This window comes from Sphingopyxis sp. EU05-FHT14B03 (assembly GCF_058790875.1).
This window is the reverse complement of the sequence record NZ_JBYTDC010000002.1, coordinates 433,512-455,745: the sequence shown is the minus strand read 5'-3', so window position 1 is coordinate 455,745 and position 22,234 is coordinate 433,512. Positions and strand designations below refer to the sequence as shown.

The window sequence follows — 22,234 nt, the reverse complement described above, 5'->3', positions numbered from 1 at the left end:
GAAAACCGACTATGGACCTGTCAGTCATCCTTATCATCGGTGGCGCCTTTCTGGCCTTCACCATGCTCGTCCTGTTCAGCGGCCCCTCGATGGGCAAGGCGAAAACTCGACGGCTGGCGATGGTCAAGGACCGCCACGCCGCGTCGACCGAAGCGGTGGTCGCAGCGCAAATGCGCAAAACGATCCAGTCCGGAAGCAACAGGGGCAGTCAGAGCCTGTCCAGCTTCATGCCGCGTCGCGAAGAGATGGAAAAACGGCTCCGCCGGACCGGAAAGACCTGGACCGTCAGCCAGTATATGATGGCGTCGATGGCCCTGTTCGTGGTCGTTGCGGGCTTGCTGCTGCTGATCCGCAGCCCGTTCCCGCTAGCCGCCCTGATTGGTGTGATCGCCGCGCTCGGCTTGCCCTATTTCGTGGTCAACCGGCTGATCAAGAAGCGCGTCGCCAAGTTCAACACGCGTTTCCCCGACGCGATCGACCTGCTCGTCCGTGGCTTGAAATCGGGCCTTCCCGTGACCGAGACCTTCCAGGTCGTTAGCCAGGAATTGCCCGGCCCGGTCGGCGAAGAGTTCAAGGGCGTCGTCGAACGCATCCGCATCGGCAATACGATGGAAGCGGCTTTGCAGGAATCGGCCGAGATGCTCGGCACGCCGGAATTCCAGTTCTTCTGCATCACGATCGCAATTCAGCGCGAAACGGGCGGCAACCTCGCCGAAACGCTCGCGAACCTTTCCGACGTGCTCCGCAAGCGCGCGCAGATGAAGCTGAAGATTCGCGCGATGTCGTCGGAAGCCAAGGCGTCGGCCTATATCGTCGGCGCGCTGCCCTTCTTCGTCTTCGGTATCGTCTATTCGATGAACCCCGAATATCTTCATGGCTTCTTCGTCGAAGAAAGGCTGATCATCACTGGACTCGGCGGACTGGTATGGATGAGCCTCGGCGCCTTCATCATGTCGCGCATGATCAGCTTTGAAATCTAAGGGGCGCGACGAATGAACATCACCCTGCTCCTCGCCTCCTTCACCGGTTCGACCAGCGGCCCGACCATCATGGGCGTCGATGTCATCTGGGTCGCGACCACGCTCGCTGCGGTCGGCGTCGGCGCAGTACTGATCGCGCTTTATGGCGCGCTGACCGTGCGCGATCCGATGGCGAAGCGTGTCAAGGCGCTGAACGACCGCCGCGAACAGCTCAAGGCCGGTATCACCGCATCGACGGCGAAGCGCCGCGCGAAGCTTGTCCGCAAGAACCAGACCGCTGATAAGATGCGCACCTTCCTCGGCAAGCTTCAGGTGCTGCAGGAAGACCAGATCAAGGATGTGCAGCAGAAGCTGGCGCAGGCGGGTATTCGGTCAAAGGATCTCGCGGTCGCGGTCATCTTTGGGCGCCTGATCCTGCCGATCGTGTTCGGCGGCGTCGTCGCTTTCCTGATCTATGGCGTCGACATGTGGCCCGACCTGACCCCGTTCAAGCGGTCGGGGGCGACGATGGCGGCGTTGTTGTTGGGTTACAAGGCCCCTGACCTGTTCGTAGAGAACAAGCGGTCGAAGCGCACCGATGCGATCCGCAAGGGCCTGCCCGACGCGCTGGACCTTCTCGTCATCTGCGCCGAAGCGGGTTTGACCGTCGACTCCGCTTTCAGCCGCGTGTCCAAGGAACTGGGCCGCGCCTATCCCGAACTGGGCGAAGAGTTCGCGCTGACCTCAATCGAGCTCGGCTTCCTGACCGAACGCCGCCAAGCGTTCGAGAACCTTGCCTATCGCGTCAATCTCGATTCGGTGAAGGGCGTGGTCACGACCATGATCCAGACCGAGAAATACGGCACGCCGCTCGCCTCGGCGCTGCGCGTGCTGTCGGCCGAATTCCGCAACGAGCGCATGATGCGCGCCGAGGAAAAGGCCGCTCGCCTGCCCGCGATCATGACGGTGCCGCTGATCCTGTTCATCCTGCCGTGCCTGTTCATCGTGATCCTGGGCCCGGCCGCCTGTTCGCTCAAGGACGCGCTCAGCGGAATGTGACAAAGCCCCTCCCGCCGCGCGGGAGGGGTAATTGCTCCAGATCAGCCGACCTGCTGCTCGATTGCACCGAAAATGCTGTGGTGGCGATCGTCGTCCATCCAGATGCGGACCGTATCGCCCTTCTGCATGAAAGGCGTCTTCGCTTCGCCCTCCAGAATCGTTTCGACCGTGCGCACCTCGGCGAGGCAGCAATAGCCCAATCCGCCCTGCGCGATCGGTTTGCCCGGTCCGCCATCGGCATCGCGGTTCGACACCGTGCCCGAGCCGATGATCGTACCCGCGCCAAGGTCGCGGGTCTTCGCCGCATGCGCGATCAGCGCACCAAAATCGAAAGTCATGTCGACCCCGGCATCGGCACGGCCGAGCGGCTGGCCGTTGAGGTCAACGCACAGGGTGCCGTGAAGCTTGCCATCGCGGAACCGCTCGCCAAGCGCGTCGGGGGTGACGAACACCGGCGACATCGCGCTCGAGGGTTTCGACTGGAAGAAACCGAAGCCCTTGCCGAGTTCGGCCGGAATCAGCCCGCGCAGCGACACGTCGTTGGTCAGCCCGACGAGCAGGATATGGCCGCGCGCCGCGACCGCGTCGGTACCGGCGGGCACGTCGCCGGTGACCACGACGACCTCGGCCTCCATGTCGCAGCCCCACGCGGGATCGCCGAGCGGGATCGGGTCGCGCGGCGCGAGAAAGGCGTCGCTGCCGCCCTGATACATCAGCGGATCGTGCCAGAAGCTGTCGGGCATTTCGGCGCCGCGCGCCCGGCGCACCAGCGCGACGTGGTTCACATAGGCGCTGCCGTCGGCCCATTGATAGGCGCGTGGCAGCGGCGATGCCGCATCGCGCTCATGAAACCGATCCTTGGGGATCGCATCATGATTGAGATCCTCGGCCAGCGCTGCGAGGCGGGGGGCCGCATAAGCCCAATTGTCGAGCGCCGCCTGCATCGTCGGGACGATCTGGCCAGCGTCGGCATACCAGGCGAGATCGTCCGAAACGACGACCAGCCGCCCGTCGCGACCCTTCTTCAGCGAGGCTAGTTTCAAGCGGATTTCCTTTGTCTGGCGATGCGGGGGGAACCGTCATCGCCAACCAAGGAAGCGATGATCAGCGTTGCATCGTGATCGAGGCGAAACAGGTAAACCCGCTCTGCCCCGCCCGCAAGCGCCGGATATATTCCAGATAGGCCTGCGACTGGCTGGAGGTCGTGCCCGGCAGCGTCTGGCCGCGAAAGGCGCGCTTCACCTCTTCGCCGGTGAACGGCCGCGGCGAGCCGGGAAACGCCCCCTTGGTGCCCGCGGCGACCAGATTGCCCCTGCCGTCGATATATTTGCCCGCACCCGACACGTCGGGCACCGGGATCTGGCAATTCATCACCGATACCGCGGTCTGAGCAAAGGCGGGACGTATCGTCAGTGCCGCCGACACGCCGACCGCGCCGAGCGCGAGCATCCGGCGCCGCGACGGAACGGCTTCCATGGCTTCATCGGAATTGGGCGCCCCCGCGCCATTCGGCTGATCCTGCTGTTCCATGATCGGCGCATAAACCATGGACGACGCGGGGAAAAGCAAAAGACCGCTTGTGCGCCGCCACTTCCCGTTTCGGGACATTTGGCGACAAGGCGTTAATGGCTGCAAAGCCGCTTGCGCCGCGCCCCCGCTTCGTGCGAGGCCGAGCGCCGATGTTCGACCGCCTCTCCAGCCTCGTCGTGGCGCTGACCCTGGTCGCCATCGCGGTCATCCTTGCCGCGCTGGCCGGCGGCGACGCATTGGCGATAGCGATACTGGCCGCTGCGGGCGCCGCCGCCGCCGCGCTCGTCTATTCGGCGCTGCCCAGCCCCGTGATGGCCGAGAGCCGCGCCGACACAACGCCGTCCCCCGCCCCGCTGCCGGTGTCGCTGCTCCGCCATCCCGATTTCGCGCTGTGGGCCGACCAGGAAAAGGAGCCCCTGCTCGGCTGCGATGACAATATCGTCACCCTCGCCAACGACGCCGCTATCCGGTTACTCGGCCGCCATATCGTCGGCGCCGACGTGCGCACCGCGATCCGCCACCCCGCAGCGACCGAATGGCTGTCGGGGATCGACGGGCCCGCGACGCCGGAACCGATCAACCTCGTCGATTTCCCGCGGCCGGGCCAGCGCTGGACGATGCGCATCGCGGCGCTGTCGGGGGGGCAGAAGATCATCTTCCTAGCCGACCGCGCCGCGATCGACGCCGCCGACCGGATGCGGTCGGACTTCGTCGCCAACGCAAGCCACGAACTGCGCACGCCGCTCGCCGCGATCCTCGGCTATGTCGAGACGCTACAGGACATGAACGGCGACGCCGACACCGCGACCCGCCACCGCTTCCTGTCGATCATCGAACGCGAGGCGCGGCGGATGCAGCAACTCGTCATCGACCTGCTGTCGATCTCGCGGGTCGAGGCCGACCGGTTCCGGCGCCCCACCACCCCGGTCGATCTGACCGCGATCGTGCGCACGACGATCGCCCAGCTGCGCGACAGCGAAAGGCCGCGCGCCCGCGATATCGTCGCGGTCTTCGACGATATGCCGCTGCCGATGCTCGGCGACGAGGCGCAACTTGGGCAGTTGGCACACAATATCATTTCGAACGCGATGAAATATGGGCGCGCCGACACCCCGGTGACGGTCGAACTGATCCGCGAAGGCCAGCGCGCGCGGCTGGCGGTACGCGACGAGGGCGAAGGTATCGCCGCCGACCACCTCCCCCGCCTGACCGAGCGTTTCTATCGCGTCGACGAGGCACGCAGCCGCTCGGTCGGTGGCACCGGCCTGGGCCTGGCGATCGTCAAGCATATCAGCGAACGCCATCAGGGGCAGCTCGATATCGAAAGCGAAGTCGGAAAAGGCACGCGGGTGTCGGTGGCGTTTCCGTTGATGCGTGAAAGCTGAGCAGATTTCGACGAACGCTATCGGCTTGAAGGTCTGACAATCCCGTTTGCCGGCGCTATCCTGGTCCATCCCTGTTCGATGCGTTGCCCATCGACGTATCGGAAATAGACCGCAACCTGATCGCCTTCTTCGACGTCGGGTCCGGTCGGACCGCAGGTTCCGTTGCCTGTCGCCCAGCCGGTCCGATAGACGGGTTCTGAAAACTCTCCGGCGACCACGGCCTCGACCCGGACGCCGAACCATTTCCCCTGGATCGCGCCATCCATGCTGACATCGATGACGCGCCCGATCAGGATGACATCCGAACGCGCCTGCGCCGGATCGAACGGATATTTGGGCGCGCGGCACGCGTGTGCCGGCGTCGCGGTCAAAATCATCCCCATCAACGCGGCGATATATTTCCACATGGGTTCAATCCCGGGTCAAGAGTCGGTTTCAACCGATGGTTTCGAGCAAATCCCCGAGCTTCCCGAACATCGCGTCGATCTGGCTCTTCTCGACGATCAGCGGCGGCGACAGCGCTATGATGTCACCGGTGGCGCGGACGAGCAGGCCGTTGTCGAAGCAGGTATGGAACAGCTCGGTCGCGCGCGCGGTCGGTACGCCGGGGCGGGGTTCGAGTTCGATACCGGCGACGAGGCCGATGGTGCGAATGTCGATGACATGCCGCCGACCCTTCAGGCTGTGGGCAGCCTCGTCCCAATAAGCGGCGAGGTCGGCGGCGCGGTCGAACAGGCCGTCGCGGGCGTAGAGGTCAAGCGTCGCCAGCCCCGCCGCGCTGGCGAGCGGATGGCCCGAATAGGTGTAACCGTGGAACAGCTCGATCCCGCCCGGGACGCTGTCGATCACGGCGTCGTGAAGGTCGCGCTTCACCGCGACCGCGCCCATCGGGACCGCGGCGTTGGTCAGCCCCTTGGCCATGGTCAGGATGTCGGGGGTGACGCCCCACGCCTCGGCCGCGGTGGCGGCGCCGACGCGGCCGAAGGCGGTGATCACCTCGTCGAAGATCAGCAATATGCCGTGGCGGTCGCAGATTTCGCGGAGGCGCTGCAGATAGCCGACTGGCGGGATCAGCACCCCGGTCGAACCCGCCATCGGCTCGACGATCACCGCCGCGATCGTTTCGGCGCCGTGGAGGTCGACGAGGCGCTGCAGGTCGTCGGCGAGTTCGGCGCCCTGCGGCGGGAAGCCGCGCGCGAAGGCGTTGCCGGGAACGCCGTGGGTGTGACGGATATGGTCGGCGCCGGGCAGGCCGGGGCCGAAGGCGCGACGGTTGTTGCCGATGCCGCCGACGCTGATCCCGCCAAAGCCGGTGCCATGATAGCCGCGCTCGCGCCCGATCAGCCGCGTCCGGCTCCCCTGCCCGCGCGCACGCTGCACCGCGAGCGCAATTTTCAGCGCCGTATCAACCGATTCGCTGCCGCTGTTGGTGAAGAATATGCGGTCGAGACCGTCAGGCATCAGCGACGCGACGCGGCTGGCGAGTTCGAAGACGAGCGGGTGGCCAAGCTGAAAGGTCGGCGCGAAATCGAGCGTCCGCGCGGTTTGCGCGATCGCCTCGGCGATCTCGGGCCGGCAATGGCCGGCGTTGCAGCACCATAGCCCCGCGGTGCCGTCGAGGATATCGCGGCCGTCAGCGCTGCGGTAGAACATACCGCTTGCCGAGACGAGCTGGCGCGGGTTGGTTTTATACGCCTTGTTCGCGGTGAAGGGCATCCAGAAGGCTGCGAGGGGATCGTTTTCGCGGTGCATTGTCGCCTCCTTGGCAGAAAGGGCATCGTCATTGCGAGCGAAGCGAAGCAATCTCCAGCTATCGTCCGTGCTCCAGGTCGATAGCTGGAGATTGCCGCGTCGCTACGCTCCTCGCAATGACGACTTTCGGCGCGATTGTTACAACCTAATGCGCCGCCGCCTTCTTGCGCCCCGGCAGCAGATGGAGCGCACCGACGATCAGCCCACCAAGCAACAGGCCAAAGATGCCCGCGCCGCCGGCATTGATCAGCCATTCCCACAGGCCTGCGACCGGCAAGCCGCCGCCGACAGCCTCCGCAAAATGCTCGAGCGGTTCGGACAGGTTGGCCAGATGCAGGTCGTGCAGCCCGTGCAGCACGATCTGGCCGCCTACCCACAGCATCGCCGCGGTGCCGATCGTCGCCAGCGCCGCGAGCAGCTTCGGCATCGCCGTGACCAGCCCGCGCCCAATCGCGCGGCCGGCACCGGTGCCACCCTTGCTCATATGCAGCCCGATATCGTCCATCTTCACGATCAGCCCGACGACGCCGTACACCGCAATCGTGATGACGATCGCGACGACCGCGAGCGTCGCGGCGCGCATACCGAGCGGCTCGGTCAGCACTTCATTGAGCGCGATCACCATGATTTCGCCCGACAGGATGAAATCGGTGCGGATCGCCCCCGACACCATTTCTTCCTCGTGATTCTTGTCGGCGACCAGCGCGACATCTTCCTCGAGCGGATGATCCTTGGCGGTCAGGCTGTGCCAGACCTTCTCTGCGCCCTCGAAGCAGAGATAGGCACCGCCGACCATCAGGATAGGAGTGATCGCCCATTGCGCGAGCGCCGACAGCAGCAAGAGCACCGGCAGGATGAAGATCAGCTTGTTCTTGATCGACCCCTTGGCGATCCGCCAGATGATCGGCAGTTCGCGGTTGGGGGTGAAACCGGTCAGATAGCGCGGCGTCACCGCGGTGTCGTCGATCACCACCCCGGCGGCCTTCACCCCCGCTTTCGAGGCCGCCGCGCCGATATCATCGATACTCGCCGCCGCCACCTTGGCGATGGTCGCCACATCGTCGAGCAGCGCGAAAAGTCCTGAAGGCATATAAGCTTGATCCCCGTGGCAGTTTCCCCCGCTCTATCGAGCCGGAGCGCCATGCGAAAGGGGATGTTGCGCCGCGTCAGAGATGCTGGCGCGCAAAGGCGGCCGCCGCGCCGAACAATCCGGGCTGTGGGTGGGTGATCAGCTTCACCGGCAAGGCGGCCATAAAACCCTCGAACCGGCCCTTTTCGACGAACCGTTCGGGGAAGCCCGATTTGATCAGGCTGTCCTTGATCCGGAGGCCGAGGCCACCCGCGATCACCACGCCGCTCGCGCCCTGCGCGAGCGCGAGGTCGCCCGAAACGCTGCCGAGCGACAGGCAGAAGCGGTCGATCGCGGCAGCGGCGAGGCTGTCGGTGCCGCTGGTGCCGTTGGTCCAGATCGTGCGGTCGTCGAGCGGGGTCACCGCGCGCCCCTCCATCGCTGCGAGCGTCTCGTAAATGTCGACGATGCCGGGTCCCGAGACGATGCGTTCGATCGATACGCGGCGATGGCGTTTGCGCAGCCGCGCGAGGATCGCGTCCTCGATGCTGTCGAGCGGCGCGAAGTCGATATGGCCGCCCTCGGTCGCCTGGACACGATAATCGGTGCCATCACGCCAGATGTGCGCGACGCCGAGACCCGTGCCGGGTCCGATGACGCTGATCGTGCCGGTTTCGGGAAGCGGCGTTTCGGGGCCGCAGAGCGTCTCGAAATAGCCGCTATCGGCCTGCGCCACGGCATGGCCGACCGCCTCGAAATCATTGACCAGCACATAGCGGTCGACGTTGAGCTTTTCGCCAATCAGCGCGGGGCGGATAATCCACGGGTTGTTGGTGAAGCGGATCACCTCACCGCGCGTCGGCCCGGCGATCGCGATCGCGACGCCGCGCGGCAGGACTCCGCCCTGCTGGCGGCCGAAATCCTCCCACGCAGTCTGGAAGCTGGCATGGTCCTTGGTGTGCAAGGTCGTCGCTTCACCGAGCGACAGGACACGGCCATCCGCAATCTCGGCGATCGCGAAGCGCGCGTGGGTGCCGCCGATATCGACCGTGACGATGGACTCGCTCATATCTCTCCCTGACGGCATCCCGCGATAATCTGGCCGCAAGACTGTCGCATGACCCGGCGGCTGGCAACAGGGCATAGCTATGCGCAGGACTTGTCCCGGCGACGGATATCCGATACTTGCGAATAGATCGCAATAAGGAGCATCGTCATGAGCAGCGCCGCACCATCCCGTACGCATGAATGGACCGGCGCAAGCGGCGACAACTGGGTCCTCCACCAACAGCGACTCGACCTGATGCTCGCGGCGTTCGGCGATGCCGCAATCGCCGCCGCCGATGTCGCATCCGGCGACCATATCCTCGACATCGGATGCGGCGCGGGCGCGACGAGCTTCGCCCTGGCGGCGCGGACGGGATCCGAAGGCCATGTACTCGGCGTCGATATTTCTCCGCAGCTGATCGCCCGCGCCAGCGCCGATGCCCCCGCCGATGCGCCGGTCGCATTCCGGCTCGCCGATGCCGCCACCGCGGCGTGGGAACCGGCGGCGGCCGACCTGCTGTTTTCGCGCTTCGGGGTGATGTTCTTCGACGATCCGGTCGCGGCCTTCGACCACATGCGGGGCGCCCTGAAACCCGGTGGGCGGTTGGCTTTCGCCTGCTGGCGCACACCGGCGGAGAACGACTGGGTGCGCCTGCCGATGACGGCGATCCGCGATCTGGTTACGCCGCCTGTGACCGATCCACTGGCCCCCGGCCCATTCGCCTTCGCCGACCGCGCGCGAATCGAGGACATCCTCGCGGCCGCGGGGTTTGCGGACATCGCAATCGCCCCGTTCGATACGGTCATTCCCTATGGCCATGGCGCGACGCGCGCGGCGGCGATCGACGATGCCGTGCTGCTGGCGTCGGCGGTCGGACCGCTGTCGCGCGCACTCGCCGATCAACCCGATGATATCCGGGCAAAAGCCGGTGATGCGGTGCGCGCAACCTTCGCCCGGCAACCCGGCGAATCATCGGTACTTATCAACGGCGCCGCGTGGATCGTGACCGCGAAAAATAGTTAAAAAGCGCGACGAACGGAGAGACGACAACGCTGTCCGTCGGCGGCGAATCGCGCTATGATAGGGAACGATCACGGGAGCGACCACGGACGTCTGCCTGGGGGGTATACAGGCCCCGTGATCAGCAACCGCGAGACGTTTCGGACGTACTGCCCGGGGTATTCATCCACTTGCATCGGGCCTCGCGGCCAAGCTGCCGAAGCGGCACCAAGCCGCTTTCATATCTGCGATGAAAGAAATGGCGCACCCGGAACGATTCGAACGTCCGACCCTCAGATTCGTAGTTTTATGGTCTAGGTTTGACCGAGCTTCCCCCACCCACCCCTCCGCTTCCATCGGCCTAGGTAATTCGTGCCCGTTCCTTTCCTGTTCTTTCCTTGCGTTTGCTGGTGCTGGCGCTAGAATGATTGCCAGATGATTGCCAACATGGGCGGGCAGCGAAGTGGCTACAGGAAAGATCACAAAGCGCGCGGTTGACGCGATGCGGGCAGGCTCCCGCAATGATTTCCTGTGGGACACAGAGGTCAAGGGCTTCGGGGTCAAGATCACCCCGGCAGGCAAGCGCGTCTATATCCTGCAATACCGGCTCGGCGGCGCTGGCACGAAAACCAAGCGGTACACCATTGGCGCGCATGGGACTTGGACGCCTGACGCTGCTGAGAAAGAAGCAAAGCGGCTGCTCGCGCTGGTCGATCAGGGGAAAGACCCCGCCGACGATAAGCGCCAGCGCGTGCGCGAGGCAACGGACCTAACCTTTGATGCCGTTGCCGATCGATTTGAGACACTGGAACTGCCTAAGCGTTGGGCGAAGTCGGGCGGGTTCGCAAAGGACGCGCTGCGCCTGCACCTTCGTCCCAAGCTGGGCAAGCGCTCACTCCCGTCGATCACCGGCCAAGAGATTGTCGCGCTGCTCGACGACCTCAAGGGCGGGCAGGCCATGCGCCGCAACGTCTATGCCGTTGCCCATCGCGTGTTTCGGTGGGCACAAGGCCGGGGTGAGATTGACCGCAACCCGCTAGAGGGTGTCGAGGCGCCTAAGCCGGTCGCCAGTCGTGACCGCGTGCTTTCCGATAATGAGCTGCGCCTAGTCTGGATAGCGAGCGAGGAACTGCCCCGCGCCTTCTGCGCGCTGGTGCGCCTCCTGCTGCTGACCGGACAGCGCCGGGACGAGGTTGCCGCGCTCGAATGGCAGGAACTTGACCGCGACCGCGCCGAATGGCTGCTGCCTAGTGCCAGGGCGAAAAATAACCGGGAGCATCTTGTTCCCCTGTCACCGCAAGTTGTCGCTGAATTGGACGCGCTCGCTGGCGGCGAGACGTGGCCGCGCAAAGGCTACGTCCTGACTACTGACGGCGGCAAGTCGCGCGTCTCGGGCTATTCCAAGGCCAAGCGCAAGCTAGACGAACAAGTCACCGATCTTGTTGAAGATGACGAGGCGGCGGTCACCGCTTGGCGCTTCCATGATCTGCGGCGCTCGGTTGCAACGGGCCTGCAACGTCTCCGCATCCCGTCCGACTGGATCGAAGCAATCCAAAACCGCCGCAAGGCCGGGGTTGCTGGCACCTATCAGCGGTACGCCTTCGCCGACGAAAAGCGGGAAGCGTTACTAACGTGGGGCGGGCACGTCGCCACGCTTCTGCAAGAGGACAACAAGGTCGTTCCGCTCGCCTCGGTGAGCGCGGACAGGCGACGCGGCTAGGGTAGCTCCCGAACGGCTGTCATCCGCACAGCCTGCCGCGTCGTCATTTTATAGCGGATCGCCAGCGGAGGCGATGATGAGTGACGAGATTGAATGGATCAAGGCGCCGAAAGCGCACGCACTGTTGATAGGGGCAGGCGTTCACCCTGCCGAATTCAAAATTAGGCAGGCGCTGAGGCTCGGCAAAGTCAAAGCTCGGGCGATTGAAGCGGTCATAGAAAGGCGCACTGCCGGTCATTGGACGCCCAAAGAGGTCAAAGACGACTGGATCGTTCCCAAGGAAGTCTGGAAGGGCAGCGGGGATGACGGCGCTTTCGACCTGAATAACGATTATTTTTCGAACAGGTCGTATGAAACTGGATACCGCAGTGTGCGGCTCACCGGGCTTTCATTCGACAAGGCCGAGATAATCGAATATTTCGATATAGAGGAAGCCCCTGTCCCGCGCAGCCCCCCGGTGGTGTTTGACGACGCAACCAAGGACAAGGGCGGCGCGACGCTGGACTCGGAGAAGTGGGCAAACTTTGCCGCAATCGCGGTTGTTCTCCAGCACCATGCGGGCCTTGTCCACAAAGGCATGAAGAAGGCGCAGGTTTACAGCCAAATCGCTGATTATGCCTCGTCCCTCGATCTTGCGATACCCTCCGATACCGGCGTCAGCAAGGCGTTCGATAAGATGAAACAGCTTTCGGGACTGAAGCACGGCGCAGACGGCCAGCCGATGTTCGACGATCACGGACAGCCAATAAAGGCCTAGCCCCAAGGAACCTAGTTCCTTCGGGTTTCTGGGGGTAGCCCCGCGCAAATCTGCCGAATTTCCCCGACTTTGCTCCTGCCACCCAAGGCCATCCCGGCCAGTAGCAGGAGCGGACAATGACTACCGTATCTGAGATTTTCGACACTGACGGCGCGGCTACCTACATGGGCCTCGCGAAGAACACCCTTGAAAAGATGCGAACGTTTGGCACCGGCCCGCGATATGCGAAGCTAGGTCGCGCCGTGCGTTATCGCCGCTCCGATCTTGAGGCCTATGTGAGCGAGCGGCTGGTCTGCTCGACGAGTGAAGAGGCTTAACCCTGTGGCGGGGCACAATGGCGGCGATTCCCACCGCCTCCACAACGGGAAAGACCACGCTGCCGACAGGACGGTAGCGGTTCCGAAGATGCCGAAGCTGGAAAGCGGCTGGCTCGATCTCGACAGCGCGGAAGCGCGCCGCCTTCAAGTGTGGGGCGAGAGGATCATCGACGACATCAAGGCTTTTCGGCACCGCGAGCGCCGTCGTCGTGAAGGATGCCGGGAGGTGTCGGCATGATCGACGCTATCGAGCGCAAGAAGCGGGCGATCAAGGCTCGGGCCGCGTCGTCCACCTTCCCCGGTGAAGTCGCTGCCTGTGCCGCCGCGCTGGAGCGACTGGAGGCGGGTGTAGAGGGCACGCGCAACGTCGTGAGGGCCAAGGCTGCTGCGTCGGGGCTGTTGCCGCACCAGCGCACCGCGTGGCTCTGTCTCGTAACGGGGGCTGGTAAGCTCAGCCGCAAGGAGTCGTCCTTTCTCCACAACATGCGCGAACGGCGGTTCATCACCGGACCGCAAGAGCAATGGCTGGCCCTCCTAGATGCCCGCATTTCGTGGGAGGCTTCGCGATGAACCTGCAAGCCGACCTCGACCGCTCCCTCGCCAATGTTCGTCAATCCCATATCGACCATATCCGTTCGCTCGGGGTCACCCCTGCTGCGGTGGCCTCCCTCGGCCATCGGCAATTGCCCTTTGGGGTGGAGCGCATCGACGTGGACGACGCGGGGCGGTGGTGGCCTGATCCCGAAGGCAGGCCCGCACTGGTGGTTCCCGTCATTGAACATGGCGAGGCCATAGACATTGTGGCCTTCCGCTCTGCTCAGCCTGCGCGCTGGTGGTGGCGGATCGGCTGCGGCTCCATCCTCGGCGCCGACCTGATGGAGCGCAGCGTCTGGCCCGGTGACAAGCTGCTTGTGGTCGGAACGCCGCTGGCGTGGATCGCTGCGGGCGGTGACGCCTGCTGCATCTTGGATTGGGGCCTGCCTGACTACGAGGTGGCCCCGCTCCGCGACCAGCACGAACTGGTCTGCGACTCCCCTCTCCTCGCTGCCCGCCTTCGCAAGCGCCTCGCTGAGCCGCGCAAGGTTCCCCCTATCTCCTGCACCAAGGAATTCACCCATGCCGCCGCGTAACCTCGCCGACGAAATCGGCACCGACGACCCCAAGGTTGTCCCCCTGAATACTTGGCCCGAACCAAAGGCCCTCCCCGGCGGTCTGCTGCCGGTCCATGCCTTCGATAGCGCCCTGCTGCCCGCCGCCTTCCGCTCATGGGTGGATGACGTTGCCGAGCGGATGCAGACACCGCCCGACTTTATCGGCGTCTCGGCCATGGTCGCGGCGGGGTCCGTGATCGGGCGCAAGGTCGGTATTCGCCCCATGCGCAATGACGATTGGCAGGAAGTGCCTAACCTGTGGTCCTGCATCATCGGTCGTCCTGGCGTGATGAAGTCGCCCGCCGTCAAGAACGCGCTCAAGCCCCTGTCCCGCCTAGAAGCGCTGGCGGGCGATGCCTTCCAGACGGACAAGAAGCTTTGGGACGCTGAGGCCGACGAACGGGAGTTGCGGGGCGGGGCGCGCAAGGATCAGATGAGGAAGCTCCTCAAGGAAAACCCCGCCGCCGATGTGTCGCACCTCCGCGCGCCGCCAGAGGAAGAACCGAGCCTGCGCCGATACAAGGCGGTGGATAGCTCCTATCAGGCGCTTGGCGAGCTGCTGCGCCACAATCCTAACGGCCTGCTGGTCCACCGCGACGAACTTATGTCGCTGCTCCGATCGCTCGACCGCGAGGACAACGCGGAGGCGCGGGGTTTCTATCTCACCGGATGGAATGGGGCTGACAGCTATGTATTCGACCGCATCGGGCGCGGCGCGAACCTCGCTATCCCCTCGGTGACAATATCGGTCCTCGGCTCGACGCAGCCGGGGATGATCCAAGGCTATGTTCGCAAGATCATGTCGGGGACTGGATCCGATGACGGCCTGCTCCAACGCTTCGGCATGATGGTCTGGCCCGATATGTCGTCCTCTTGGGTCGAGCATGATCGGGAAGCAAACAGCACCTACCGCCAGCACGCCTATGACGCCTTCGATCATCTCGACGACCTCACGCCTGACAGGATCGGCGCGGCCTCCGACCAGTTCGACAAGGGCGGGGCCTATCTCCGGTTCGATGAACAAGGGTTCGGGCTATTCCGGGAATGGCGCCAGACGCACGAAACGCGGCTGCGCTCGGGCGAGCTTCACCCCGCGCTGGAATCCCATCTTGCCAAGTACCGCAAGCTGGTACCGTCGCTTGCTCTCATCCATCACCTCGCCGGGTTCGGCACCGGCCCTGTCAGCGAAGATTCGGTCATCGCGGCTCTGGCATGGGCCGAATATCTGGAGAGCCACGCGCACCGGGTCTATCAGGCAGGCGCCGCCTGTGACGTCGATGGGGCCAACGCCATCTTGCGAGGATTGCGGGGCGGGCGTCTCGACCGCGAATTTACCGCGCGTGAGGTAACGCTCAAGAATTGGACCCCGCTGGGCGAGGACGTCGAAAAGGTCAAATCGGCCCTGTCCCTGCTGGAAGATCACGGCTGGCTGCGCTCGGTAGATGTCCAGCCGGGGATGCGAGGTGGTCGCCCGACGACGCGCTACATCGCCAATCCGAAGGGCCTGTGACCATGGGCTATCTCGACCGGCTCAAGGCGCGGGTTGCCGAAAACGCGCCACCTGACCAACCTGCAGAACCTACAAAACCCGGTTTCGTAGGTTTTGCTGGTTCCTCCGATGGGTCCTTTTCGCTCCCTGATGATGTGTGCGCCGGTATCGAGCGGCTAAAGCGGATGCGCGTCCCTCGCCTGCTCCCTGCCCGCCTCTGGCCCGGTTTCGTCGCCGATTCGGTCTGGATCGCGGAACACGGCATCGCCGCCGACGCGATGCAACAGGGCTGGTCTGCGGTCGATCTGTTCGGGGTGTCTCGGGATGAGAGTTGGCAATGCCTCGCCGCGTGGATCGGCGGGCGCCGCGATGACCATGGGCGCGCCTGTTACCTGCTGACCGAGATACGGGGCGAGCGGACGCTACCCTATGCGGTGCAGGCTGCTGGCACCTCCCGGCGCTGGCACTACCCCGAACCCGCCCCGAGCGATGCGGTGCTGCCATGGACGATGTGATGCCCGACCTTCCGCCCGATCATGGCGAAGCGCTGCTCGATCCTGACTTTGACGATGGCGACGGCTGGTTGCCCGACTGGCTGCACCAGCACCCCCGCGATACCTCCCTTGATGATTGGATATGATGATGACCGAGCAACCGAAACCAAAGCGCGGCGGCAAGGCGAAAGCAGACAAGCCGAACAGCGGCGCGGCGACAGGCTTTGTGATCGATAGCGGAGACCCTGCCGAGGTCGCGGAGGCTCTGAGTAAGCGCATTCCGGAATGGTCCGAATTGAAACAAACGCAGCGCGACGAACTGGTGCAGCACTCAATTCGCAGTCGCGAGCGCCCTACCCGCGCCAAGGTGGCGTCTGTGAAAAACGGCGATGCAGTCCAGATCAGCCCGCCCGAACAGCACCAAGCAAGTCACGCGATCCGCATCTACGAAACCTTTGCCACGTCCTCCGACGATATCGTAATGACGCGGATAACCGAGATTCAGGCGCATTTCGCGAAGGCGGGCGATGACGTGGGGCAAAAGATGAGCGCTGCCCTCGCCTTTGTTGCCGGCTGCAATCCCGAGAATGAGCAGCAATCGGCAATGGCCACGCAATTGGCGCTGATCCACGACGCGGCCATGACTGCCCTAGGCGCCGCCAAGAGGGCTGAATTCATGGACGCCTACGAGAAGTACTCCAATCAGGCGAACAAGCTATCGCGGACCTTCGCCGTGCTGACGGACTCATACGCGAAGCTCCAGCGCGGCGGTGTCCAAACCGTCAAGCACGTCAACGTCTATGAAGGCGGCCAAGCCATCGTCGCGGATAACGTCCATACAGGGGGTATGAATGCAAAAAGATCGGATCAAGCCCATGCAACCGGAAATACTGGCGCAGGCGCCGCGATGCTTAGCTACAACGCGCAGGGGCACGGCGTGCCAATCGCCTGCGGTACGGGGGCGGAAGCGGTGCAGGATGCACGGTTGCGGCAAGGGTAGCGGGGCGCCTTCGGGCAATAGCAACGCGCTCAAGTCCGGCCTGCACACCCGCGAGCATCGGGAACGGATGGAACGCTATCGAAGTCTGGTCGAGGAAGCGCGGGCAATGGAGCGCTGGACTTGAGCGACGCGCCTTAACTCCATCGGCGCGGAAAATGACCGCTTTACCCGGCGACTCGCGGCCTGTAACCTCTGGTCCGAAGGCGCGAGAAATGGCAGAAAACGAGGAAAAAGGCAGTTTCACGATTTACCTTGATGGCCACGCCGGGCATCGGGGCAATGTCCTTGCGCACGCATTCCTCGCAAAGGCACGTGGCCTCATTTTAGTTTTGAATAAGCTAGAGCGAGCCTACATCGATTCCGGCGTTAGGCAGACGGATTTTGAGATTGTCGGTGCCGACAAATTCAATCCCACAACACTGTCTTTAAAGCCGGTTCCGAGAACGAAGGCCTATGACCCTTTCCCGACGCTCGATTGGAGTTTGCAGCAAATTGGGGCGGTCGGGAACGGCATCGAACCAGATCAAAAAGTCAGTAGCGAGATCGCCTACGACCTTGCGAGACTGGCGCTGAAAGAGAACGAAACGGCGTATCACTCTTTCTGGATCAATGGCCACGCGGCGCCGGTTCGATTCGACGAAGACTACCTGGAGAACGCCAGAAAGATCGCGCGGAAACGCGCCAGAGAAGAAGCCCCAAGCCGTTGGCGGGTAGGGGTGGCTCAAGGTTCCGTGGTTGGCGAGTTGAAGAAGGTAGACGATCTAGAAGGCGAAAACGAATTTGTTATCGTGCCGCCAGTGGGCGCCCGCCGCATCGTATGCACGTTTTCTGCTGAATTGCGGGAAAAGATGGGGAAGCACTTGTTCAAGGTGGTTCGGGTAACAGGCCAATTGCATTATGGCGAAGAAAGCCCTTTCCCGTATAGAGTCGATGCGGCCAATATAGATGAGATGCCGAAGCGGCGGAAGGCAATGAGGGAGTTGCGGGGAGTGTTTGCCGGACAAGATCGCGCCGCCACCGAATGGGGTCCAATGTTGGATGGCATCTAAGGCGACCTATTATTGGGATTCCTGCCTCTTTTACGAGTGGTTGGGAGGAGAAGACGTCACCCCCCAAAAGCGGGTCGGGTTGCAGGACATTCTCGACGCCAACGAAAGAGAGGAGAACCTAATCGTCACCTCTGTGATTGCTCACCTCGAAGTGTTGCCTCGAAAGCTGTCTGAAAAGAGCGCGTCCGACGAGGAGGATTATCTGTCGCTCTTTGATGGCGTTCGTTTTCACGAGATTGAATTAAACGCGAACACGATCTTGCGGGCGAGAGAGATACGAGACTATTATTATTCGCCGCTGTCCCAAGATGGCAGCTACAAGATGATGGACCTAGGCGACTGCCTCCATCTTGCCACCGCAACGATAAACGGCGTGGACGAGTTTCATACGCGCGACAATGATAAGAAGGGGAGCAAGGTCCCCCTGCTGAAGCTTTATGAGATCAGCGGAAACACGAAACTATGCGGTAAATATGATCTCAAAATTGTCTCGCCAGAATCGCCACAAGGTAGGCTCGAAGGAATATGACGGACGACAAGCAACCCCAACTCGAAAAGTTCAAACAGGCCGTCCGCGAGCTAGAGGCGGACGAGGACGCGGCCCGTTGGGATGAGCGGCTAAAGAAGGTCGTGAAGGCGAAGCCGAAACCCGAGAGGCCCGAATGAATTGGAAGCTGGGCATCGCCCGCATATGGCTGTTCGCGTTATTGCTCTATGAGGCCTTCTGCTTAGTCTATGCTGGTGTCTGGGCGTATACATATATGGACGACAAAGCCCGAGGTTTTGTTGACAGCACGGCCTTCGACAACGTGCTGGTTGGCATCTTATTTGCCGCCATCGGGGTTGCTGCCTATTTCGTCGGGCGATGGATCGCGCGAGGCTTCCTCAGCGACTGAGTTTGGAAAGTATACAATCGCCAATCTCCAGCCCTAAAAATCCACGACCGGCACCGTCTTTCGGTTCGACCCAAAGACTAGGAGGAATTGGCGCTCGCCATCGGTTTTTTGAATGTTCAAGAATCCGTCCGCGAACCGCCATGTAGCTGCTCGGGTGAACTGCTGTCCACCGGGTGTCGTAGGGACTAAATCGGTTGAGTCTGGCTTACCGTATTTGACTTTCAGGGCCTCGACTGCCTGACTGTAGAGGTTCGCGTCTCCGCCGATGAACAGGCCATAAAGGAGGCCATCGTGCATCACGACATTGCTATACAGGATCGGAACGTCGGCAAATGACGGGCGGGTGAGATTGCAGGATAGCTTGGCTGGCGGGCCTACGCACCGCGTCAGCTCGGGCCTGTCTGCTGCGATAAGCTCGCTAGCTCGCAGTCCGCCAAACTCGAATGACGGCAGCGGCGGCGCTACTGCTAGAGCAAGGGCTAGTGTCAGCGACATATGTTGCGCCACTCGTATAGACCGGTTGTCGGGTTGAGAACCTGCATCATGCGGCAAGTTTTGGTGCCGATGGGGGGGGTGGAAGGCGGGGAGATGGGCGTCACCGCTGGCGGGGCGATTGGGCAAATGCGCGGTGCGCAAATCGGGCGTATGTCTATGGAGCTAGTGCAGAGAGCCGTCGCCTTGCCGTTGACGCAACTGCACTGGCACGCGGCCTCTGCGCTGCCTGTACCGCAAAAGAACGCCGCGAACGCGATTGCCGCTGCTGAATATCGAACCTGAAACCGAGCCATCCCCAAGCACCCCTTGTTGTGGTGCGAGGAGGATGACAGAAAAGGGCGGCAAGGTCATCCCCTGCCGCCCTAATGCTTCTGCGCTCGCGCCTTACTCGGGTGGGTCGATCTTGTCGGCCTCGGCGTCCAATTCCTGCGCCTGTTGCCACAGCACGGCGGCGTGGTGGCGGTCTGGCTCGGTAAGGGAGTCTCCGCGCCTCTGGTTCGCCGCGTCTCTCATCCCTGCCGCAGCCCGCTTGTTCAACCCAGCCGCATCGTCGATGATCTTCTGCAAATGTTCGTTCATCGAAGCATCCCCCGCAACCCGTCGTTCTCGGTAAGCAGCCGGTCGGTTGACGGCTCGATGCGGTTGCTGTCGGCCCATGGGCTTTCGTCGGTAGATTTGCCGTACCGCCATCCGTGCAGGTCGGGCGGCAAGTCGGTGGGACGGGCGGTGGCGACGTGCGCGCCCTGCTGGAAGCCCCGCCGGTATGACCGCTCTGATATCCGAGCCATGAGCTTGGCGACGGCCTCTTTCTGCTTTGCGTCCATTCCGGCGAATAGAGCCGGGTCGATGCCGTGGGTCACGTCTGCTGCTGTTCGATGCATGGTAGTGCGTTCCTTCGTTCTGCGGGCACTGTAGGCCAAGGGTTGGGATGCCGAAAGGGCGGGAGCCGAAACCCCCGCCCGAAACCACCGCAATATGCTGCGGTTTAGCTGACACGGAAGCGGTAAGGCTCGATCCCCCTCGGCGCGGGCAGAATGATTACCGTTTGGTCCTCGCCGTCATGCGTCACCATGGGCAAGTCGGTGCAGTCGCGCTCGTCAGGGTCAGCGATCGGACAGCCCGGCCCGAGAAGCCAGTTGCTGACCACGCCGAAATCGTCCTCGCCGTTGCCCCCGTCCAGCTCGTCGCCATTCGGCTCAAGGTCCGTGTCGGCGTCCATGTCGTCCAGTCCGTCGATTAGGCGTTGTACCAGCCGCTCAAGCGCGGGACGGGGCAACGACGGAATGAGCGCTAGGGCGATGTGGGCGGGGAGCCTTTCAGCCCCCCGATGCCCTGCTGCCGCGCTCACTGGAACACCGCGAAAGCAAGGTCCACCATTTGGACGGTGAACCACGACACGCCAAGGGCCACGACGGTGCCCGCGAGCGTCATGGGGGCGGCGTCGCCCTTATGCCGCGCCCTCACGCCTCACCCCCTTTCGGGGCCGTCTTGCGATCGATCGCGCGGCGCAGCCAGTACCGCTGCTCAGGCGTGGCGCACGCGAGGTGGGCAAGTGCCGCCGCGTCGCTGCCGCGCCCGACTGCGGTTGCCAGCGCCTTTAGCTGGGTGTCCGCGTCGAGCGCGTGGAGGATTGCGTAGACGACGGCGCGCTCACCTTCCAACCTGTTGGAGAGCATGTAGTCGGCCATCTTTTCGACCTCGGCCATCTTGGCGCGCTCGAAGGGCAACGCATAATCGAACCACTCCCCATAGTGGTCCTTGAGCGCCCTTCCTGCGGCCCGCTGCTCTTTCCAGCGGTGATTGTTGACCTTGCGCGGCGCTGCGGTCGGCAGCTTCACGACAGCGGCGCTCATGCGGGTTTCCTTTCGGCCCACAGGTGCGCGGCGGGGGCGGCGTCGATAAATTCATCAAGGCCGGTCCGCATTTGCTCGATGCGGCGCTTGATCTCGAACGCCATCGTATCAATGGAGTTGATTTCACGAAAAACGCTGTCCGGGTGACCGCCCGCATTCACGGTGGCCCTCAGGTCGTTGATGAAGTGCTCCAGACATTCGGCGAAAACGCGAACCGTGCTGAGGTCGCCCGTGATGCACTCAAGGTTGAGCGGGGCGGGATTGTCGGTGTTCGCGGTAAACGCGGTGGCGCCGTTGGGCGCGGTGGTGCTATCAGTGGTCATAGTCGTTTCCCTGTCGAATAGGGTTGCGATTAGCGCCGGGGCTGGGATTGCCGTCCCGCCCTCGGCGCGCCTTGGCTTCTGGCCTTGGTGATATATGATTTATCAGCTAGTAACCATTGCGTCAACCGCCCATCTGATATAAGAATTATCACCATGAACGCTAAACAATCCCGCATGGCGCGCTCTGGCCTTGGCTGGCGCGCGTCCGATCTTGCCGCCGCTGCCGGTGTCGGCACCGCGACCGTTGCCCGGTTCGAGCTGGGCGAGACTGTGGCGCCGGAATCCATCGACAAGATGCGCTCCGCACTGGCCGACGCTGGCGCCGACTTCTCGCACAAGTCGGGTCGCGTCGGGGTGACGGTGCCGGAATAGATTTCGCAGCATTTTGCGTCGAAATTACCGAAGCCCGAGCGGCGAGCAGTTCCGCGTAGCGCCGGATATGCTCGTCCCGCTGCTCCTTGGTCAGGTCAAGCCGGTCACATCATCGGAGAAGGCGCTGTTCACCGCTCGCCGGAAAGAGGCTTACGAGGCGCTGCATCCTGAGACGAAGCGGGAAGCCACTCTCAAGCAGAATGCGCCGTCTCGCCAACTTGGCGAAACGGCAGACCGCTTCACCGCCGACACTGCCAACAAAACCGGCGAGAGTGAACGCACTGTCCAGCGCAATGCCGAGCGGGGAGAAGTCCGTTCCGACCGGCAACGCAGAGTTTCCGGTGCAGAAACTGTGGGCGCAGCTGTTCCGATGCGGAACACCTGCCAACCGCGTCTGACATTGGCCTCAGTCGCAAAGCTGTGCGCCAGGCGCCAACTTGACGCGCCCCCGATCCTCGGCGACAAGTCCGCTCGGAGGGCCTGACTATGCGTCGCGCTGCAATGTTCCTCGGTATCG

Annotated in this window: 33 protein-coding genes; 21 read left to right on the top strand and 12 right to left on the bottom strand. The window is 63.2% G+C overall.

All coding sequences use genetic code 11. The features are described 5' to 3' along the window. Positions 1–11 precede the first annotated feature (11 nt). Positions 12–980 carry a type II secretion system F family protein gene (locus AC3WS4_RS11305; RefSeq protein ID WP_056347947.1) on the top strand — a complete coding sequence of 323 codons (969 nt, stop codon included), beginning with the start codon at positions 12–14 and terminating at the stop codon, positions 978–980. A 69-nt stretch (positions 981–1,049) separates the two neighbouring features. After that, complete coding sequence (locus AC3WS4_RS11300) at positions 1,050–2,018, top strand: type II secretion system F family protein (RefSeq protein ID WP_056348529.1); 969 nt, start codon at positions 1,050–1,052, stop codon at positions 2,016–2,018. Positions 2,019–2,059: 41 nt separating this feature from the next. Here AC3WS4_RS11300 and AC3WS4_RS11295 read toward each other — a convergent pair whose 3' ends face one another. Continuing rightward, positions 2,060–3,061, bottom strand: coding sequence for a fumarylacetoacetate hydrolase family protein (locus AC3WS4_RS11295; protein WP_056347949.1), 1,002 nt, complete (start codon positions 3,059–3,061; stop codon positions 2,060–2,062). Positions 3,062–3,122: 61 nt separating this feature from the next. Continuing rightward, positions 3,123–3,566 (bottom strand): hypothetical protein, encoded by a 444-nt coding sequence (locus AC3WS4_RS11290; protein ID WP_443028039.1) that lies wholly within the window; start codon positions 3,564–3,566, stop codon positions 3,123–3,125. A 131-nt stretch (positions 3,567–3,697) separates the two neighbouring features. Between AC3WS4_RS11290 and AC3WS4_RS11285 the strand changes: the two genes are divergently transcribed. Next, positions 3,698–4,933: an ATP-binding protein gene (locus tag AC3WS4_RS11285; protein WP_492738681.1), complete on the top strand. Its 1,236-nt coding sequence runs from the start codon at positions 3,698–3,700 to the stop codon at positions 4,931–4,933. Between the two features lie 17 nt (positions 4,934–4,950). On the opposite strand, the gene AC3WS4_RS11280 is transcribed toward AC3WS4_RS11285, so the two are convergent. From AC3WS4_RS11280 to AC3WS4_RS11265, 4 genes are all read right to left on the bottom strand, one after another. Further along, positions 4,951–5,340 (bottom strand): hypothetical protein, encoded by a 390-nt coding sequence (locus AC3WS4_RS11280; protein WP_492738683.1) that lies wholly within the window; start codon positions 5,338–5,340, stop codon positions 4,951–4,953. Positions 5,341–5,368: 28 nt separating this feature from the next. After that, a complete protein-coding gene (gene aptA, locus AC3WS4_RS11275) occupies positions 5,369–6,685 on the bottom strand; it encodes an omega-aminotransferase AptA (RefSeq protein WP_492738687.1) in 1,317 nt (438 codons plus the stop codon). A gap of 145 nt (positions 6,686–6,830) precedes the next feature. Continuing rightward, a complete protein-coding gene (locus AC3WS4_RS11270) occupies positions 6,831–7,775 on the bottom strand; it encodes a DUF808 domain-containing protein (protein ID WP_492738689.1) in 945 nt (314 codons plus the stop codon). Positions 7,776–7,851: 76 nt separating this feature from the next. Beyond that, complete coding sequence (locus tag AC3WS4_RS11265; protein ID WP_492738691.1) at positions 7,852–8,823, bottom strand: glucokinase; 972 nt, start codon at positions 8,821–8,823, stop codon at positions 7,852–7,854. Positions 8,824–8,970: 147 nt separating this feature from the next. On the opposite strand from AC3WS4_RS11265, the gene AC3WS4_RS11260 reads away from it, so the two are divergent. The 16 genes from AC3WS4_RS11260 to AC3WS4_RS11185 all read left to right on the top strand — a co-directional run bounded on the left by AC3WS4_RS11260 (position 8,971) and on the right by AC3WS4_RS11185 (position 18,674). Then, positions 8,971–9,825: a class I SAM-dependent methyltransferase gene (locus tag AC3WS4_RS11260; RefSeq protein WP_492738694.1), complete on the top strand. Its 855-nt coding sequence runs from the start codon at positions 8,971–8,973 to the stop codon at positions 9,823–9,825. A gap of 439 nt (positions 9,826–10,264) precedes the next feature. Beyond that, positions 10,265–11,521, top strand: coding sequence for a tyrosine-type recombinase/integrase (locus tag AC3WS4_RS11255; RefSeq protein ID WP_492738696.1), 1,257 nt, complete (start codon positions 10,265–10,267; stop codon positions 11,519–11,521). A gap of 76 nt (positions 11,522–11,597) precedes the next feature. Further along, a complete protein-coding gene (locus AC3WS4_RS11250) occupies positions 11,598–12,278 on the top strand; it encodes a hypothetical protein (protein ID WP_492738697.1) in 681 nt (226 codons plus the stop codon). 116 nt (positions 12,279–12,394) lie between these two features. Continuing rightward, a complete protein-coding gene (locus tag AC3WS4_RS11245; protein WP_492738699.1) occupies positions 12,395–12,595 on the top strand; it encodes a helix-turn-helix transcriptional regulator in 201 nt (66 codons plus the stop codon). 88 nt (positions 12,596–12,683) lie between these two features. Continuing rightward, a complete protein-coding gene (locus AC3WS4_RS11240) occupies positions 12,684–12,833 on the top strand; it encodes a hypothetical protein (RefSeq protein ID WP_492738701.1) in 150 nt (49 codons plus the stop codon). Then, entirely contained in the window at positions 12,830–13,165 is a 336-nt protein-coding gene (locus tag AC3WS4_RS11235) for a hypothetical protein (protein WP_492738703.1), read from the top strand. The genes AC3WS4_RS11240 and AC3WS4_RS11235 overlap by 4 nt, the downstream gene beginning before the upstream one ends. Beyond that, positions 13,162–13,725: a hypothetical protein gene (locus AC3WS4_RS11230; protein ID WP_492738707.1), complete on the top strand. Its 564-nt coding sequence runs from the start codon at positions 13,162–13,164 to the stop codon at positions 13,723–13,725. The genes AC3WS4_RS11235 and AC3WS4_RS11230 overlap by 4 nt, the downstream gene beginning before the upstream one ends. Next, positions 13,712–15,256, top strand: coding sequence for a YfjI family protein (locus tag AC3WS4_RS11225; RefSeq protein WP_492738710.1), 1,545 nt, complete (start codon positions 13,712–13,714; stop codon positions 15,254–15,256). The genes AC3WS4_RS11230 and AC3WS4_RS11225 overlap by 14 nt, the downstream gene beginning before the upstream one ends. Positions 15,257–15,420: 164 nt before the next feature. After that, positions 15,421–15,750 carry a hypothetical protein gene (locus AC3WS4_RS11220; protein WP_492738712.1) on the top strand — a complete coding sequence of 110 codons (330 nt, stop codon included), beginning with the start codon at positions 15,421–15,423 and terminating at the stop codon, positions 15,748–15,750. Then, a complete protein-coding gene (locus AC3WS4_RS11215; RefSeq protein WP_492738714.1) occupies positions 15,738–15,875 on the top strand; it encodes a hypothetical protein in 138 nt (45 codons plus the stop codon). The genes AC3WS4_RS11220 and AC3WS4_RS11215 overlap by 13 nt, the downstream gene beginning before the upstream one ends. A 2-nt stretch (positions 15,876–15,877) precedes the next feature. Next, positions 15,878–16,729 (top strand): hypothetical protein, encoded by an 852-nt coding sequence (locus tag AC3WS4_RS11210; RefSeq protein WP_492742788.1) that lies wholly within the window; start codon positions 15,878–15,880, stop codon positions 16,727–16,729. Continuing rightward, positions 16,617–16,853, top strand: coding sequence for an HGGxSTG domain-containing protein (locus AC3WS4_RS11205; protein WP_492742890.1), 237 nt, complete (start codon positions 16,617–16,619; stop codon positions 16,851–16,853). The genes AC3WS4_RS11210 and AC3WS4_RS11205 overlap by 113 nt, the downstream gene beginning before the upstream one ends. Positions 16,854–16,884: 31 nt before the next feature. Then, entirely contained in the window at positions 16,885–17,778 is an 894-nt protein-coding gene (locus AC3WS4_RS11200) for a hypothetical protein (RefSeq protein WP_492742786.1), read from the top strand. Further along, positions 17,768–18,307, top strand: a complete 540-nt coding sequence (locus AC3WS4_RS11195; RefSeq protein ID WP_492738720.1) for a type II toxin-antitoxin system VapC family toxin — start codon at positions 17,768–17,770, stop codon at positions 18,305–18,307. Before AC3WS4_RS11200 ends, AC3WS4_RS11195 begins: the two co-directional genes overlap by 11 nt. Next, positions 18,304–18,444, top strand: coding sequence for a hypothetical protein (locus tag AC3WS4_RS11190; RefSeq protein WP_492738722.1), 141 nt, complete (start codon positions 18,304–18,306; stop codon positions 18,442–18,444). Before AC3WS4_RS11195 ends, AC3WS4_RS11190 begins: the two co-directional genes overlap by 4 nt. Beyond that, positions 18,441–18,674 carry a hypothetical protein gene (locus tag AC3WS4_RS11185; protein ID WP_492738724.1) on the top strand — a complete coding sequence of 78 codons (234 nt, stop codon included), beginning with the start codon at positions 18,441–18,443 and terminating at the stop codon, positions 18,672–18,674. Before AC3WS4_RS11190 ends, AC3WS4_RS11185 begins: the two co-directional genes overlap by 4 nt. A gap of 33 nt (positions 18,675–18,707) precedes the next feature. Here the strand turns inward: AC3WS4_RS11185 and AC3WS4_RS11180 are convergent, their stop codons facing one another. From AC3WS4_RS11180 to AC3WS4_RS11155, 6 genes are all read right to left on the bottom strand, one after another. Beyond that, a complete protein-coding gene (locus AC3WS4_RS11180; protein WP_492742785.1) occupies positions 18,708–18,971 on the bottom strand; it encodes a hypothetical protein in 264 nt (87 codons plus the stop codon). A gap of 582 nt (positions 18,972–19,553) precedes the next feature. After that, positions 19,554–19,748 (bottom strand): hypothetical protein, encoded by a 195-nt coding sequence (locus tag AC3WS4_RS11175; RefSeq protein WP_492738729.1) that lies wholly within the window; start codon positions 19,746–19,748, stop codon positions 19,554–19,556. Beyond that, entirely contained in the window at positions 19,745–20,050 is a 306-nt protein-coding gene (locus AC3WS4_RS11170; protein ID WP_492742783.1) for a hypothetical protein, read from the bottom strand. The genes AC3WS4_RS11175 and AC3WS4_RS11170 overlap by 4 nt, the downstream gene beginning before the upstream one ends. 104 nt (positions 20,051–20,154) lie before the next feature. After that, a complete protein-coding gene (locus AC3WS4_RS11165; RefSeq protein WP_492738733.1) occupies positions 20,155–20,388 on the bottom strand; it encodes a hypothetical protein in 234 nt (77 codons plus the stop codon). A gap of 241 nt (positions 20,389–20,629) precedes the next feature. Beyond that, positions 20,630–21,022 carry a hypothetical protein gene (locus tag AC3WS4_RS11160; RefSeq protein ID WP_492738735.1) on the bottom strand — a complete coding sequence of 131 codons (393 nt, stop codon included), beginning with the start codon at positions 21,020–21,022 and terminating at the stop codon, positions 20,630–20,632. Further along, positions 21,019–21,345, bottom strand: coding sequence for a hypothetical protein (locus AC3WS4_RS11155; RefSeq protein WP_492738737.1), 327 nt, complete (start codon positions 21,343–21,345; stop codon positions 21,019–21,021). Before AC3WS4_RS11155 ends, AC3WS4_RS11160 begins: the two co-directional genes overlap by 4 nt. A 153-nt stretch (positions 21,346–21,498) precedes the next feature. Here AC3WS4_RS11155 and AC3WS4_RS11150 point away from each other — a divergent pair, with 153 nt between their 5' ends. Together AC3WS4_RS11150 and AC3WS4_RS11145 are read left to right on the top strand one after the other, a co-directional pair. Next, complete coding sequence (locus AC3WS4_RS11150; protein WP_492738739.1) at positions 21,499–21,717, top strand: hypothetical protein; 219 nt, start codon at positions 21,499–21,501, stop codon at positions 21,715–21,717. A gap of 67 nt (positions 21,718–21,784) precedes the next feature. Continuing rightward, complete coding sequence (locus AC3WS4_RS11145; protein WP_492738741.1) at positions 21,785–22,201, top strand: hypothetical protein; 417 nt, start codon at positions 21,785–21,787, stop codon at positions 22,199–22,201. The last annotated feature ends 33 nt before the right edge of the window (positions 22,202–22,234 follow it).

Coding starts and splice junctions, on each gene's coding strand:
- AC3WS4_RS11300 (WP_056348529.1), top strand. CDS start 1,050: ATGGGCGTCGATGTCATCTGGGTCGCGACCACGCTCGCTGCGGTCGGC.
- AC3WS4_RS11180 (WP_492742785.1), bottom strand. CDS start 18,971: ATGCACGATGGCCTCCTTTATGGCCTGTTCATCGGCGGAGACGCGAAC.
- AC3WS4_RS11215 (WP_492738714.1), top strand. CDS start 15,738: ATGGACGATGTGATGCCCGACCTTCCGCCCGATCATGGCGAAGCGCTG.
- aptA (WP_492738687.1), bottom strand. CDS start 6,685: ATGCACCGCGAAAACGATCCCCTCGCAGCCTTCTGGATGCCCTTCACC.
- AC3WS4_RS11280 (WP_492738683.1), bottom strand. CDS start 5,340: ATGTGGAAATATATCGCCGCGTTGATGGGGATGATTTTGACCGCGACG.
- AC3WS4_RS11305 (WP_056347947.1), top strand. CDS start 12: ATGGACCTGTCAGTCATCCTTATCATCGGTGGCGCCTTTCTGGCCTTC.
- AC3WS4_RS11170 (WP_492742783.1), bottom strand. CDS start 20,050: ATGCATCGAACAGCAGCAGACGTGACCCACGGCATCGACCCGGCTCTA.
- AC3WS4_RS11285 (WP_492738681.1), top strand. CDS start 3,698: ATGTTCGACCGCCTCTCCAGCCTCGTCGTGGCGCTGACCCTGGTCGCC.
- AC3WS4_RS11210 (WP_492742788.1), top strand. CDS start 15,878: ATGACCGAGCAACCGAAACCAAAGCGCGGCGGCAAGGCGAAAGCAGAC.
- AC3WS4_RS11230 (WP_492738707.1), top strand. CDS start 13,162: ATGAACCTGCAAGCCGACCTCGACCGCTCCCTCGCCAATGTTCGTCAA.
- AC3WS4_RS11265 (WP_492738691.1), bottom strand. CDS start 8,823: ATGAGCGAGTCCATCGTCACGGTCGATATCGGCGGCACCCACGCGCGC.
- AC3WS4_RS11165 (WP_492738733.1), bottom strand. CDS start 20,388: ATGGACGCCGACACGGACCTTGAGCCGAATGGCGACGAGCTGGACGGG.
- AC3WS4_RS11235 (WP_492738703.1), top strand. CDS start 12,830: ATGATCGACGCTATCGAGCGCAAGAAGCGGGCGATCAAGGCTCGGGCC.
- AC3WS4_RS11190 (WP_492738722.1), top strand. CDS start 18,304: ATGACGGACGACAAGCAACCCCAACTCGAAAAGTTCAAACAGGCCGTC.
- AC3WS4_RS11250 (WP_492738697.1), top strand. CDS start 11,598: ATGAGTGACGAGATTGAATGGATCAAGGCGCCGAAAGCGCACGCACTG.
- AC3WS4_RS11220 (WP_492738712.1), top strand. CDS start 15,421: ATGCGCGTCCCTCGCCTGCTCCCTGCCCGCCTCTGGCCCGGTTTCGTC.
- AC3WS4_RS11200 (WP_492742786.1), top strand. CDS start 16,885: ATGACCGCTTTACCCGGCGACTCGCGGCCTGTAACCTCTGGTCCGAAG.
- AC3WS4_RS11150 (WP_492738739.1), top strand. CDS start 21,499: ATGAACGCTAAACAATCCCGCATGGCGCGCTCTGGCCTTGGCTGGCGC.
- AC3WS4_RS11160 (WP_492738735.1), bottom strand. CDS start 21,022: ATGAGCGCCGCTGTCGTGAAGCTGCCGACCGCAGCGCCGCGCAAGGTC.
- AC3WS4_RS11245 (WP_492738699.1), top strand. CDS start 12,395: ATGACTACCGTATCTGAGATTTTCGACACTGACGGCGCGGCTACCTAC.
- AC3WS4_RS11290 (WP_443028039.1), bottom strand. CDS start 3,566: ATGGTTTATGCGCCGATCATGGAACAGCAGGATCAGCCGAATGGCGCG.
- AC3WS4_RS11195 (WP_492738720.1), top strand. CDS start 17,768: ATGGCATCTAAGGCGACCTATTATTGGGATTCCTGCCTCTTTTACGAG.
- AC3WS4_RS11155 (WP_492738737.1), bottom strand. CDS start 21,345: ATGACCACTGATAGCACCACCGCGCCCAACGGCGCCACCGCGTTTACC.
- AC3WS4_RS11225 (WP_492738710.1), top strand. CDS start 13,712: ATGCCGCCGCGTAACCTCGCCGACGAAATCGGCACCGACGACCCCAAG.
- AC3WS4_RS11260 (WP_492738694.1), top strand. CDS start 8,971: ATGAGCAGCGCCGCACCATCCCGTACGCATGAATGGACCGGCGCAAGC.
- AC3WS4_RS11240 (WP_492738701.1), top strand. CDS start 12,684: ATGCCGAAGCTGGAAAGCGGCTGGCTCGATCTCGACAGCGCGGAAGCG.
- AC3WS4_RS11185 (WP_492738724.1), top strand. CDS start 18,441: ATGAATTGGAAGCTGGGCATCGCCCGCATATGGCTGTTCGCGTTATTG.
- AC3WS4_RS11175 (WP_492738729.1), bottom strand. CDS start 19,748: ATGAACGAACATTTGCAGAAGATCATCGACGATGCGGCTGGGTTGAAC.
- AC3WS4_RS11145 (WP_492738741.1), top strand. CDS start 21,785: ATGCTCGTCCCGCTGCTCCTTGGTCAGGTCAAGCCGGTCACATCATCG.
- AC3WS4_RS11270 (WP_492738689.1), bottom strand. CDS start 7,775: ATGCCTTCAGGACTTTTCGCGCTGCTCGACGATGTGGCGACCATCGCC.